The 13248-nt window shown below is 66.5% G+C and carries 12 protein-coding genes and 1 pseudogene; 2 read left to right on the top strand and 11 right to left on the bottom strand.

Features of this window, described 5'->3' with window-relative positions; genetic code table 11:
• Positions 1-65: 65 nt before the first annotated feature.
• The 4 genes from ACCD11_RS00780 to ACCD11_RS00765 are packed head-to-tail and all read right to left on the bottom strand — an operon-like array spanning position 66 to position 3153.
• Positions 66-386, bottom strand: a complete 321-nt coding sequence (locus tag ACCD11_RS00780) for a non-heme iron oxygenase ferredoxin subunit (protein ID WP_007832227.1) — start codon at positions 384-386, stop codon at positions 66-68.
• A gap of 8 nt (positions 387-394) precedes the next feature.
• Positions 395-877 carry an aromatic-ring-hydroxylating dioxygenase subunit beta gene (locus tag ACCD11_RS00775; protein ID WP_413311732.1) on the bottom strand — a complete coding sequence of 161 codons (483 nt, stop codon included), beginning with the start codon at positions 875-877 and terminating at the stop codon, positions 395-397.
• Positions 874-2130, bottom strand: coding sequence for an aromatic ring-hydroxylating dioxygenase subunit alpha (locus tag ACCD11_RS00770; RefSeq protein ID WP_413311730.1), 1257 nt, complete (start codon positions 2128-2130; stop codon positions 874-876). Before ACCD11_RS00770 ends, ACCD11_RS00775 begins: the two co-directional genes overlap by 4 nt.
• 33 nt (positions 2131-2163) lie before the next feature.
• Positions 2164-3153, bottom strand: coding sequence for a 2Fe-2S iron-sulfur cluster-binding protein (locus ACCD11_RS00765; RefSeq protein ID WP_413311728.1), 990 nt, complete (start codon positions 3151-3153; stop codon positions 2164-2166).
• 125 nt (positions 3154-3278) lie between these two features.
• On the opposite strand from ACCD11_RS00765, the gene ACCD11_RS00760 reads away from it, so the two are divergent.
• Entirely contained in the window at positions 3279-4193 is a 915-nt protein-coding gene (locus tag ACCD11_RS00760) for a LysR family transcriptional regulator (protein WP_413311726.1), read from the top strand.
• A gap of 1 nt (position 4194) precedes the next feature.
• On the opposite strand, the pseudogene eno reads toward ACCD11_RS00760, so the two are convergent.
• From eno to ACCD11_RS00725, 7 genes and pseudogenes are all read right to left on the bottom strand, one after another.
• A pseudogene (eno, locus tag ACCD11_RS00755) lies at positions 4195-4368 on the bottom strand (phosphopyruvate hydratase); the annotation flags it as partial.
• Positions 4349-5764 (bottom strand): pyruvate kinase, encoded by a 1416-nt coding sequence (pyk, locus tag ACCD11_RS00750; RefSeq protein WP_413311724.1) that lies wholly within the window; start codon positions 5762-5764, stop codon positions 4349-4351. The gene pyk and the pseudogene eno, both read right to left, overlap by 20 nt.
• A 28-nt stretch (positions 5765-5792) precedes the next feature.
• Complete coding sequence (locus ACCD11_RS00745) at positions 5793-6563, bottom strand: SDR family NAD(P)-dependent oxidoreductase (RefSeq protein WP_413311722.1); 771 nt, start codon at positions 6561-6563, stop codon at positions 5793-5795.
• A 22-nt stretch (positions 6564-6585) separates the two neighbouring features.
• The gene (locus ACCD11_RS00740) at positions 6586-8457 is read right to left on the bottom strand and encodes a TRAP transporter large permease subunit (protein ID WP_413311720.1); all 1872 of its coding nucleotides are present in this window, start codon (positions 8455-8457) and stop codon (positions 6586-6588) included.
• Between the two features lie 5 nt (positions 8458-8462).
• Positions 8463-9482 (bottom strand): TRAP transporter substrate-binding protein, encoded by a 1020-nt coding sequence (locus ACCD11_RS00735; protein WP_413311718.1) that lies wholly within the window; start codon positions 9480-9482, stop codon positions 8463-8465.
• A gap of 18 nt (positions 9483-9500) precedes the next feature.
• The gene (locus ACCD11_RS00730) at positions 9501-10901 is read right to left on the bottom strand and encodes a four-carbon acid sugar kinase family protein (protein ID WP_413311716.1); all 1401 of its coding nucleotides are present in this window, start codon (positions 10899-10901) and stop codon (positions 9501-9503) included.
• Between the two features lie 8 nt (positions 10902-10909).
• Complete coding sequence (locus ACCD11_RS00725; RefSeq protein WP_413311714.1) at positions 10910-12184, bottom strand: ribulose-bisphosphate carboxylase large subunit family protein; 1275 nt, start codon at positions 12182-12184, stop codon at positions 10910-10912.
• 134 nt (positions 12185-12318) lie between these two features.
• On the opposite strand from ACCD11_RS00725, the gene ACCD11_RS00720 reads away from it, so the two are divergent.
• Positions 12319-13203 carry a LysR substrate-binding domain-containing protein gene (locus ACCD11_RS00720; protein ID WP_413311712.1) on the top strand — a complete coding sequence of 295 codons (885 nt, stop codon included), beginning with the start codon at positions 12319-12321 and terminating at the stop codon, positions 13201-13203.
• The last annotated feature ends 45 nt before the right edge of the window (positions 13204-13248 follow it).

Raw genomic sequence — 13248 nt, 5'->3', positions numbered from 1 at the left:
TTCATTGTCGCCAGCCCTCTCACCGCGCAACAGATACAGAGACTGCAGATCAGCGGCAGAACAGATCAGCCCTCGAACGCAAGAAACACCCGCCCGCCCTCGATCTTCACCGGGTAGCTGCGCAGGTCTTCGGTGAGCGGCGCGCACATCGCCTTGCCCGTGCGCACATCGAAGCGCCCCTGGTGCAGCGGGCATTCGATTTCGTGGCCCTCGAGAAAACCATCACACAGCCGCGCATGGCCGTGCGTGCAGATGTTGTCGGTGGCGTGGATGCCGTCCTCGGTGCCGTAGAGGGCGATGTCGCGCCCCTGCACCTCGATGCCCACCACGTCGTCGGAGGGAATGTCGTCGACGGCCGCGGCGTCGACCCAGGTCATGGTGCTCATGGTCGCTTTCAGATGGGATAGATGATGGAGTTCGGGATCATTTCGCTGTCGAACACGCACAGGCGCGACGCGAACTTCAGGCCTTCAGGTGTGGACACCACGGTGTCGATGTAGCGGCCGACGTTGAACACCGTCGAAGGCCCGTCGAGCTTGGTGCGGAACACCGCGTAGTTGGCCTCGCTGTGGATCGTGCCGTCTTCGTCGACCTTGTGCACCAGTGGCAGGCCAACGACGTGGCGCTGGTAGTACGGATCGTGGAACAGCGTCTCCTTGATGCCGTAGACCCGGTCTTCCAGCATGGCCCGGCTCTCGAACGAGAGCGTGGCCAGGGGCAGATTGCGCTCGTGGTTTTCACGCGGCTGAAGGCGGTAGCTGCATTGCTCCGTGAAGAACGCGGGCCACAGGTCCCAGTGACCGGAATCGACCGCATGGGCATAGGCCGCATAGAGGCGCGAGAGCTCCAGGTAGGCGTTGGCGTCGAGGTTCTTCATGCTTCCATCACCTCGCGCCAGTAGCGGTACATGCCGCGAATCAGTGTCTCCGTCACCATGTGGTCGGTGTTCTCCACCTCGCGCCCGCCGAGTTCGGCCAGCGTGCGATGGAAGGGCTTCTGCTCGAAGCCTTCCTGCGAGAACTCGATGACTTCACCGTCATCGGCCGAGACGAAACCCGCGGGGCCGAACAGGTTGGCCTGGCGCAGTCGCCGTTGCGTCATCTCCTCTGTGTCGTCCTCGAAGCCGAAATGCGTCCAGACGAAATCGAAGGCCTCGTGTCCCACGGGCTGGATGTGCCGGGTCGAGACGCTGTTGACCTGCTGCTGGAGGATCAGGCTGGGGAACAGCGTCATCATCACCGCGGTCGGCCCGCCCCACCAGGGCTCGGGCACGATGTCGAGAAAGCGCGGGTCCTTCAGCTGCATGCTCTCCTTGAAGCTCGACACCTGCGTGACCTGGGCCGCCTTGCCGCCGGTGCCGCGCGTGGAGATCATCGCGGCGTGGCGGCCGTGCGCGTCCATCTTCAGTTCCGACCTGTTGTCGGCGCGCCAGAGCCCGAAGGTCACGAACCAGGTGTGCAGCAGGCCCGGGTGGTACGGGTCCTTGATGTTCTCCTGCATCAGCTTCCAGTTGCCTGGAATGCGCTGACGGCTGTAGCCGAGGATGGTGAGCTTGCGGCCATCGAACAGGCGGTCGAAGTAATGCAGGATGTCGGGCCCGAGAAAGTCCTCGAGCGACTCGATGCCGTGGTCGAACGATGCGAACACCACGCCGCCGCGCGAGGCCACCTTGAGCCTGGTCAGGCCGTGCTCCTCGGTCTTGAAGTCGGCCGGCATGCCGCCGTTGACCTTGCCGTCCTGCTTCACGCCGCGGCGGAATGGCACGCCCTGCAGGTCGCCCTTGAGCGTGTAGTTCCACTGGTGGTAGGGGCAGACGAACTCCTTGCGGTTGCCATGGCGCTCGCGGCAGAACTGCATGCCGCGATGCGCGCAGACGTTCTCGAAGACGTGGATCACGCCCTCTTCGTCGCGCGACATGACGACCGAACGCTCGCCGATGGCAGTGCGCTTGAAATCGCCGGGGTTCGGAATCTCGGCTTCCAGACCGACGTAGCACCAGTGCTTTTCGTAGAAGAAGCGCTGCAGTTCCTTCTTGTGCAGCGCCTCGTCGGTATAGGCCATGAAGGGAATGCGACTGCTCTTTTCGCTTTCCCATTTCAATTCGATAGGGAACACGGTTTGCGTGGTCATCGCGGGTCTCCTTTTTTCTCGTGGTTTCTTGCTTCAGATGCCTTGCAGGTAGAAGGCATCGGCGTGGATCTGCTCGGTCGCGAGGCCGCGGCCACGCACCAGCTGGGTCACGGCCTCGACCATCGGCGGCGAGCCGCACAGGTAGGCGCGCCAGCCATCGAGGTTGCCCGGCCAGTCGGCGCGGATGGCATCGGTGATGAGGCCCACGCGCTGGTTGTTCCTCGCGGGGCCGGTGACGACCACCACGTGCACATTCAGCCCCGGATGCTGCGCCTGCAGTTCGCGCAGCTCGCCCAGGCCGTAGACGTCGGCATCGGAGCGCACGCCCAGGTAGAGGTGGACAGGCTGTGTCAGCCCGGTCGCTACGGCGCCGCGCACGATCGAGAGGATGGGCGCCAGCCCCGTGCCGCCCGCCGCGCAGAGCATGGGCCCGCGGTGTTTGGTGCGCAGGTAGGCGGTACCCAGCGGCCCGCTCACGCGCACCGAATCGCCAACGCGCAGCTGCTCGAAGATGTGCGCCGTGACCCGCCCGCCGGGCACCCTGCGCACGTGGAATTCAAGCTCGGCGTCGCGGCTCAGTCCGGCCATGGAATACGGCCGCGCCAGATCAGGCGCGAACTGCAGCTGCGCATACTGCCCCGGGGAAAACTCCAGCGGCTTGTTCGGCTTGAGGCGCAGGCGGCGGATGTCGTGCGTGAGCACGTCGATGCCGGTGACCGTCGCCTTCAGGATGCGCGCCGGATGCACCACCACTTCGTCGGGCTCCGGAATCTCGATGGCGCAGCTTTCGGTCAGCGTGCTCTGGCAGGCCAGCACGTAGCGCTCGCCCTGCCCGTCCGGTCGGATCGCGTCCTGGCCGCCGTCAAGCAGCTGGCCCGACACTACTTTGCAGCGGCAGGTGCCGCAGCGTCCCGACATGCAGCTGTACGACACCGGCACATGGTGTTCCCGCAGCACTTCGAGCAGGTTCGCGCCGGGGCGAACCTCGAGGGTGCGGGCAAGGGGGTGAATGTGAAGGTCCATCGTGGGGTTCTCTTGCGCCGGTGTGGATCCGGCTTGTCTCCGGGACCGATGATGCTCGGCCCCTATCGATTGACCAATAGAATTTGGTGAATCATCTGCATCACTGTGCTGAATAAAGGTGCACCATGCAACTCAAGGACATCGACCTCAACCTGCTGCTGGTGTTCGACCGCATGCTGGCCGAAAAGCGCGTGTCGGCCGTGGCTGAATCACTCGGGCTTTCGCAGCCAGCCATCAGTAATGCGTTGGCGCGGCTGCGCAAGCTGCTGGGCGACGAACTGTTCCTGCGAACCGCGCGCGGCATGGAGCCCACACCCTTCGCGCTGCAGTTGGCCGAGCCGGTGGCCTACGCCATGGGCGCGCTGCACACCGCGCTCAACCAGCAGGTGGTGTTCGACCCCGCCACGAGCACGCGCGGATTCACGCTCGCCATGACAGACATCGGCGAGATCTACTTCACGCCGAGGCTGATGGAGGCGCTGTCGGTGGCGGCGCCGGGCGTGACGATCAGCACGCTGCGCAACAACACCGCGACCAACCTGCGCGACGAGTTGGAGGCCGGCCACGTCGACATCGCCATCGGCCTGCTGCCGCAGCTGAAAGCGGGCGTGTTCCAGCGCCGGCTGTTCCTGCAGCGGTACGTGTGCCTGTTCTCGAACGCGCATCCGCTCGCGCACAAGCGCAGCGTTTCGCTCAAGGACTTCAGCGCGGCCGACCACGTGCAGGTGCTGGCTGCCGGCACCGGCCACGGCAAGGCAGACGACGTGATGGCGGCACAGGGCATCCAGCGGCGCATTCGGCTCAAGGTGCCGCACTTCGTGGCCATCGGCCACATCCTGCGATCGAGCAAGATGATCGCGACCGTGCCCGAACGACTCGCACAGAGCATCGCCGAGCCGTTCGGACTGGTCTGGCGCCCACATCCGGTGGCGCTGCCGCAAATCGCGATCAACCTGTTCTGGCACGCGAAGGCGCATCGCGATCCGGGCAACCAGTGGCTGCGCGGGCTGTTGTTCGACAACTTCGCCGATGGTGACTAGATGAGGCCTCTGTTTTCGCGCGCTTGATTTGCGTCGCGCTCGTGGCTACCGCCAGGTCGGCGATGGTCACGTCCTCCGTCTCGCCCGAACGGTGCGACACCACCGCTGAGTAGCCCGAATGTTCGGCCAAGGCGATGGCTGCCAGCGTCTCTTGCCTAGAGTTGTGCGACGTGAAGCAGGTTGGTGGTTCCCGCCTTGCCGAAGGGCATGCCGGCCGCGATGACGATCGCGTCGCCCGCGCGTCCGTAGCCTTCGGCCTGCGTCGTGCTGCGTCCTGTCGAGACCATCTCGTCGACGTTCTTCACGTCGCCGTTCAGGTGGACGGTGTGCACGCCCCAGGCGAGCGCCAGGCGGCGCGCGATGTCGCGATTCGGCGTGAGGCTCAGCACCGGCGCCTTCGGTCGCTCGCGCGCCGCCCGCAGGCTGGTCCAGCCCGAGCGCGTGTAGGTCACCATCGCTACCACCGGCAGCAATGCCGCCACCTGCCGCAATGACGCGCAAATGGCGTCGGCGACCGTCGGGTCGCGGGCGTCCAGCGAGGCATCGAGCACGTCGCGGTAGTGCGGGTCGCGCTCGACCTCCGTGATGATGCGGTCCATCGTCGCCACCGCCTCGATCGGGTAGTGGCCGGAGGCCGATTCGGCCGACAGCATCACCGCGTCTGCGCCGTCGTAGACGGCAGTGGCCACGTCCGACGCCTCAGCACGCGTTGGCACGGGCGACTGGGTCATCGATTCGAGCATCTGCGTGGCGACAATCACCGGCTTGCCGGCGCGCCGGCATTCGCGCACGATGCGTTTCTGGATGCGCGGCACCTGCTCCGCCGGCAGTTCCACGCCGAGGTCGCCGCGCGCAACCATCACGGCGTCGCACAGCGCGACGACGGCGGCCAGCGACTCGATCGCGGCGGGCTTCTCGAGCTTGGCCATCACGCCCGCGCGGCCCTGCACGATCTCGCGCAGTTCCTGCATGTCCTCCGGGCGCTGCACGAACGACAGCGCGACCCAGTCGACGCCGAGCGTCAACCCGAAGTCGAGATCGCGCCGGTCCTTATCAGTCAACGCCGAGATCGGGAGCAGCACGTCGGGCACGTTGACCCCCTTGCGTTCCGACAGGGCGCCACCGGCGATGACGCGCGTGGCCGCGAAGTCGGTTCCGCAGGCCTCGACGCGCAGGCGGATCTTGCCGTCGTCGATCAGCAGGTCGGTGTCCGGTTTCAGCGCGGCGAAGATCTCCGGATGCGGCAAGCTCACGCGCCGCTCATCGCCCGGCGCGGGATCGAGGTCGAGGCGGAACGCGGCGCCCGCCCCCAGGCGGATCGGACCGGCGGCGAAGGTGCCGACGCGCAGCTTCGGCCCTTGCAGGTCGAGCAGCACGCCGATCGGCCGGCCGGTCTCGAGCTCGACGCGGCGGATGAGTTCCAGCCGTTCCTGGTGCTGGGCGTGGGTACCGTGGCTGAAGTTCAGGCGGAAGACGTCAGCGCCGGCGTCGAACAGGGCGCGGATGGTGGCGAGGTCGGAGCTCGCGGGGCCGAGCGTGGCGACGATCTTGGCGTGGCGAAGGCGGCGCATGGTGTCCTCGGAGGTGTTACCAGACCACTCACAAGCCGCGTGCGCCCGACGCGAGGAAGCCGCCATCGACTGGCATCGCGATGCCCGTCACGTAGCGCGCGTCTTCCGACACCAGGTACACCACGGCCGAAGCGATTTCGCCGCAGGTGCCGTACCGGTTCATCGGGATCGCCTTCGAGTACTCGGCCCGGAACTGCGCGGTATGCAGCACCTGCGTCATTGGCGTGTCGACGGGACCCGGTGCCACCGCATTGGCGGTGATGCCGTGCTCGGCCAGTTCCACGGCCATCTGCCGCGTCAGCGCGATGACGGCACCCTTGGACGTGCCGTAGGCCGTGCGCCCGCTGCCCACGGCGCGCATACCAGCGACAGAGGCGATGTTGACAATACGGCCCCAGCCCTGCTTCACCATCAGACGTGCCGCCGCCTGCGCGCACAGCAGCGTGCCGGTCACGTTGACGTTCATCGTCGCGACGAAGTTGTCGAGCGGGAAGTCGATGAAGGGGAAGACCTTCGCGATGCCGGCAGAGTTGACGAGGATGTCGCAGCGCCCGTGCTCGCGCTCGACCTGCTCGAACGCAGTGGCGATGGCCTCGGGCTTGCCGACGTCCAGCCGCAGCGCACTGGCCCGGCCGCCGGCAGCGCTGAGTTCGCGCGCCGTCGCCGTCGCCGCATCGACATCGAGGTCGGCCACGAGGACGTGGTGGCCGAGGGCCGCCAGGCGGGCGCACACCTCCGCGCCGATGCCCTTGGCGCCGCCGGTGACGAGCGCGACGCGTGATTCGGAATTGGTAGTCATGTCGGGTACCGATAAGAAGGGTTCAAAGGAAGCCGATCGAGATCCACGGCACCGCCGCGACGATCACGAGGCCGACGAACAAGGCCAGCATGTAGGCGCCGATCGGCCGGATGCCGGCATCGGGGTTGACGCGGCCGATCGCGCAGGCGGCGTAGTAGCCCACACCGAAGGGCGGCGCGAACAGGCCGAGGCCCATCGCGAGGATGACCACCATCGAGTAGTGCACCTCGTGGATGCCCACCGCCCGGGCGATCGGAAACAGCAGCGGGCCGAACAGCACGATGGCGGGGATGCCCTCGAGCACGCTGCCCAGCACGATGAAGGCGACGATCGACACCGCCATGAAGCCAGCGGCACCGCCGGGAAGCGCGCGCATCGCCTGGCTCAGCGTGTTCGAGAAGCCCGATTGCGTCAGTCCCCAGGCCATCGCGGTGGCCGCACCAATGATCAGCAGGATCGAGCCCGACAGGCTGGCGGTGTCCACGAGCATCGGATAGACCCGCTTCCAGTCGAACTGCCGGTAGATCAGCAGGCCGGCGAGCACGCCGTAGGCGATGCCGATGGTCGAGACCTCTGTGGCAGTCGCGACACCTTCCACCACAGCGGCGCGGATGATGAACGGCAGCGCGATGGCCGGGAGCGCAATCAGAAACGCCCGACCGATTTCACGCCGGCTGGCGCGCTGCACGCCGCTCAGGTCTTCACGCCGATAACGGGCCCACACCACCGCCATCAGCGTTACGGCCAGCACAAGGCCTGGCAGCAGGCCGCCGGTGAACAACGCGGCGATCGACACGCCGGTGACCGAGCCGATCGTGATCAGCACAATGGACGGCGGAATGGTCTCGGTCTGCGCCCCGGTGGCCGACAGCAGCGCGACCAGGTCGCCTTCCTTGGCGCCGCGCTTCTTCATCTCGGGGAACAGCACCGGTGCCACGGCCGCCATGTCGGCCGCCTTCGAACCCGAGATGCCGGAGACGAGGTACATCGCGCCGAGCAACACGTAGTGCAGACCCCCGCGCACGTGACCCAGCAGGCTGGCGAGGAAGGCCACCATCGCACGCGCCATCCCGGTCATCTCGATCAGCTGGCCGAGAAAGACGAACAGCGGCACCGACAGCAGGATCAGGTGGCTGACGCCTTCATCCATGCGACCGACGACGATCAGAACGGGCGTGTTCGTCGTCAACATCACATAGCCAAGCGTTGCAAGGCCGAAGGCGAAGGCAATCGGCACGCCGGCGAACACCGCCCCAGCGACGACGATCACGAAGAAGACCACCAGATTGGCGTTGCCGAGTTGTCGCCACACCGGCTGAAGCAGCGTCATCAAGACCATGATGGCGACGACCAGCCCGACGGCTGCCGCCACCTGGCGGGGCCGGCCCACAGCGGCCAGCCGCAAAATGGCCAGCAGTGCCATCGCCCCGAAGCCGGTGGCCATCGCGGCCACGCGCCAGGAGTTCTGCAGGTCCAGCGCCGGCGTGCGCATCATCGCCTCCTCCACCGCGTACTCATACGCATGCGGCAGCACGAGGAGCAGGAACGCCAGCGCCGCGGCGGTAGCGAGCACGTCGAGGAAGGCGCGCATTTCGGGTGCGAGCTTGCCCACCACGGCCGTCATGCGCATGTGCTCGCCGCGCTGGAAGGCGACCGCAGAGCCCAGCATCGCCAGCCACAGGAAGAGGATCGAGGCGACCTCGTCTGACCAGATCAACGGGTGGTGGAACACGTAGCGCGCGACCACGCCGGCCAGAAGCACGGCGATTTCGGCGGCCACCAGCAGCGCAACGGGCAGGCCGAGCAGGCGGCCCAGCCCTTGATGGGCGCGCTGCGCCCAGGCTGCGACGACGCCGCGCTGCAGGTCGTCTTCGGACATTGGGGCGGCGTGCATGTCGGTCAGCCCAGCTTGCCGGTGTGCTTCTCGAGCAAAGCCCAGGCCTCATCGCCATACTTCTTCTTCCACTCGGTGTAGAAGCCCGATGCAATAAGCCGCTCCCGGAAAGGCCCGACCTTCGGGTCGTTGAAGGTCAGCCCCTTGGACGCCAGCTCGGGCCGTAGCGAGGCGTCGAGCTTCGCGCCATCGGCGCGCATGTCGAGCGCGGCCTGGTTCAGGTGCTTGGCAATGATGGGCCGCGCCTTCTCGGGGATGCGGTCCCAGACCTTTTGGTTCGTCATGCACCAATAGCCATCCCACATATGGTTGGTCATGGAGCAGTACTTTTGCACCTCGTAGAGCTTCGCGATCGAGATGATCGCCAAAGGGTTCTCCTGACCATCGACCACCTTCGTTTGCAGAGACGAATAGGTCTCCGCGAAGTTGATGGAAGCGGATGCGGCGCCGAGGTGCTTGAACAGCGAGGTCCACAGAGGGCTCACCGGCACGCGAATCTTCAGGCCCTTGAGGTCGTCGGGCGTGTTGATCGGCCGCACGCTGTTGGTGATCTGCCGGAAGCCGGAGCTCCACACGGTGTCCATCGCCATCAGGCCGACCTTGGGAAACTGCGCGCGCAGGAACTTGCCGAGATCGCCGTCCAGCGCCTTGTGGACGGCCTCGTCGTTCGCCCAAGCGAATCCCAGGCCCCACATCGAGGAGACGGGCACGAGCTGCGACAGCACGTTCACGCCGGAGACGGTGAAGAACTCGAGCCCGCCGGCGCGCAGCTGCGAGAGCATGTCGGCGTCGTTGCCGAGTTGGTTGTTCGGGAAGACGTTGATCTGGACCTGGCCCCCCGTGTCTTTCAGGATGCGCTCGGCGGCCTCCATCGCACGCACGTTGAGTGGATGCGTCGCCGGCAGGTTAGTCCCGAACTTGTAGGTAAATTCGGCTGCGCGAGCGAAGCGCGGCAGCACCAATGCCGGTGCGCTGATCAGTGCGGCACCGGTCACGAGGGCGCGGCGGCGGTCAATCGAAGTCATGGTTGAGTCTCCTGTTGTTTATGGAAGTGAGGGGCGAGCGTCGGCCGTACCGCGCAGCGCCTTGACGAAGTAGTCGGGCTGGCCCATCTGGCCGCCCTTGAGCGCAATTTCGAGCTGTGCCAGATGCGGCTCGCGCGAGATGGCGCGGCACAGCGGTGCACCTGGTGCCAGGCGAGCAACGACACGCAGCGCCTGCGGTGCCAGTCGCTGCGTGACATGGCTGGAGGTATCGCCGCCCGACAGCAGCAGGCGCTTCAGGGGATGCGCGCGCAGCAGCGCATCGACGAGGTCGCCGAAGCGGTGCCCTAGCAGGCGGCCGCCTTCATGGCGGGACTGCTCTCGGCTCATGCCTTGCTCTGCGAGCGCGGACAGCATCGCTTCGATGCGCGGGTCCTTCGGGCCGCGCGCGCTGTGCAGCATCACGCTGTGGCCGGCGCGCAGCGCCAGCAAGGCTTGTTCGACGAGGCGGGCGAGTTCCGCTGCGGGGTCGTTCGCGGCGACCAACGCGGCGGCGTCCACCGGCAACTCGACGAAGCCCGCGTCAACGGCCGCGTCGATCTGCAACGCGCTCAGCGGCGAAGCGCTGCCTGAGATCGCCAGTACCTGGGGGACGCCGTCGAAGCGGTCATGCGTGGTCGGGATGGCCGGCAGGGCGCCGGTCTCGCGCCACCACTGCGTCAGCGCGTACTCGAGACCCGAACCGCCGATGCAGAACAAGGGCGTCTGGCGGCCCTGAGCCAGACCAGCGAGCAGCCGGCCGGCCTCGGTCAGGTGCTCGGTCGTGGTGCCGTCCAGCAGCACCGCGCCGCCCGACGTGGCATCGACCACGCGCTGCAGCTCGCCCGCCATCGCAGCGCGGTCGAGTGCGAGCTGCGGCAGCGTGAAGCCGATGACGGGCATCGCGGTCTGCGCTCCGAGGTGGCGCGCCAGGTCCGCCTCGTGCATCGGCGTCACGGGATGCACGCTCATGATCGGGTGGCGATCGATGCGATGCACACGGCCGTCGGTGCCGGAGCGCGCAAACAGATTGCCGAAGGCGCAGTAGCGGCCGAGCGCCGGGGTGGCGGCCACGATGGGAATCGCGATGTCACCGAAGGCCGTGCGCGACAGGTCCATTACCCGCCCGATGCTGCCAATGGCCGGCGAGCTGTCGAAGGTCGAGCAGACCTTGTAGTGCACCAGCGGCACAGGCAGGCGGGACATCGCTGCGAGCACGGGTGCGAGCTGCGCGTCCATCTCGGCCGGCGACATCGCGCGGCTCGCGCCCGCCACGCCGATCGCGTCGAACGGTCCGAACTCGAGCAGCGTCTGCTCGTCGGGCACGTCAAGGAACAGCGCGCAGTTCAGACCGGCAAAGGCCAGTACCTCGAGCGCATCGGTGGACCCGGTGAAATCGTCACCATAGAAGGCGAGCTTCATGCGAGCCTCTACAGATTGCCGAAATGAACCAGCGCGCGTTGCAGCGCGGGGTGCGATTCGGCGTAGCGGTCCAGGCTGACGCCGGCCACGGCCGCCTCCCAGCCTTCACGCATGCTGGCCATGCCGGCGGCGATGCCGTCGGGGTGGCCGATGATTCCGCCGCCCGCGAGGTGCATCAGGTCGACCGCACCCAGCGCGCCGTACAGGTCGGGTGCGAGGCCGGCCCACTGGCCGGATGAAAACACCGGCAGCAGCGGCTGCAGACCGGCCCAGGGCGTCAGGCAGGCCTTCGCGGAGGCGATCACCGATTCGTCCGGCTCCCAGAACTTGCTGCGAATGCCGTTGACGTGCAGCTGATCCACGCCCGCCAGGCGCCAGAGCTTCTGGTAGGCCTGGAACGAGAAGCCGAGCCCGCCATGGCGCGTGAACGCGCCCCAGCCGTTGCGATGGCCATGGATTGGCAACTGCGAGTGGCGGCGGAGGTGTTCGACGGCGCTGAATCCGACCCAGTTGATGCTCACCATCACGCAGCTGCCGCCTGCGGCGAGCACAGCGTCGTGGCGGCGCAGCATCTCGTCGACCGAACCTGAGATGTTGATCGCGTACATCGGCATGCGACCGAGGCGATCGGCATGGCGCTGCAACACCGGCATGACGGCCCGCAGGCGCCCGTCGAACGGCGCGTACGGCGGGTCGGCGATCAGTTCGTCGTCCTTGATGAAGTCGATGCCGGCTGCACAGAGGCTGTCGACCAGTTCGGCTGTCTGTACGGGCGTGAGGCCGATGCTCGGCTTGATGATGGTGCCGATCAACGGCCGGCCGTGGACTCCGGCGAGACGCCGGGTGCCGGGGATGCCGAAGGCGGGGCCGGCGAACTGCGCGGCGTAGTCAGGGGCGAGATCGAGGTCGAGCAGGCGCAGGCCGGTGACTTCACCGAGCTCGTACAGGTTGCCCGCGATGGTGGCCAGCAGGCTCGACAGATTGGCACCGACGTTGGCTACGGGGAACGCGATCTCAATCTCCGCGCGGTGGAAGACGCCGCCGTGCGGATGCCGATCGACATAGGCGCTCGGAAGCGTCGGCTGAAGCCCGGGGGTGAGCGGCTTGATGCCGACGATCCGCGCGCGGGAGCGCTCTTTCAGTTCATCGGTCTCACCGGGCAGCGAGAGGAAGGTGCCGCTGGACTGTTCGCCGGCGATCACCTGCGCGATCTTTTCGGAGGCGACCGAGCTTTCGACGAAATAGCGGGCGGTGAACTCTTGACGCGGGCCGATGTGGTTCATGTGGCTGTGAGCTTATGTCTTTGATGGATCAAAGAATATGCGACCCATCCGAGTGAAGCAAACGATATAATTTCTAAATGCTGTGATGAAATCTCACAATACGCGCGGGTTGACCCTAAGCCGGGAGAGCACACATGAACTCGCCACTTCGCTTGTCGCTGAATGCCTTGCGTGCCTTCGAAGCGACGGCGCGCCTGCGCAGCTTCAGCGCGGCGGCCGCGGAGCTGTCGGTCACGCACGGCGCCGTGAGCCGACACATCCGCATGCTGGAGGACTCGGTGGGGCTAGCCCTGCTGAAACGCAACGCGCAAGGCGCCGTGCCGACGTTGGAAGGTCAGCGACTGGCTGATGGGCTTTCCACGGCCTTCAGCCTGATTCAGTCGAGCGTGGAACAACTGACGCCGGGGCCGCTGACCTTGGCGTGTTCGGAGTCGATCATGATGTATTGGCTCCTGCCTCGACTGAACCGCTTCAAGGACGCCCATCCGGAGATCGAGCTTCGCTTCAACATGAGCCACGGCCCGGTCGACTTTGCGCGCGACAACGTCAGCGTGGCAATCCGCCTGTCGTCGATCGAGGCGCCCAAGGATGCCGTGCGAGCCGACGTGGCGCCCGAGTGGGTGGGACCGGTGTGTTCACCGGAGTACCTCCGCAAGACGCGCATCGAGTCGATGAGCGATTTGGCACGCGCCCGGCTCATGGCTTCGCGCACAAGGCCGAGCGCCTGGGACGACTGGGCTCGCTGCACTACTCAGGCTGACATGGAGTTGCGCGTCGATGAGTCGTTCGACCACTTCTATCTGCTGATCCAAGGAGCGCGCTGCGGACTGGGACTCGCCAACGTGCCGCGGATGCTTGTGCGTGATGACCTGACCAGCGGCACGCTCGTTGCGCCGCTAGGCTTCGTGCGCGGCCCCAACCGGCTTTCGATCTGGATTGCGCCTCACCTCAGTCGCCGGCCGGATGCGGTCAAGCTGGTCGACTGGCTGCACGACGAACTGCGGGCGACAGAGCCTTGACTCGGCGTACTTCACTACGCATTGGTGTCGATCGCGGTAAGCATG

The organism is Variovorax sp. Varisp36 (assembly GCF_047304235.1).
Taxonomy (GTDB): Bacteria; Pseudomonadota; Gammaproteobacteria; order Burkholderiales; family Burkholderiaceae_C; genus Variovorax.
This window is presented reverse-complemented; position numbering and strand designations above follow the sequence as displayed.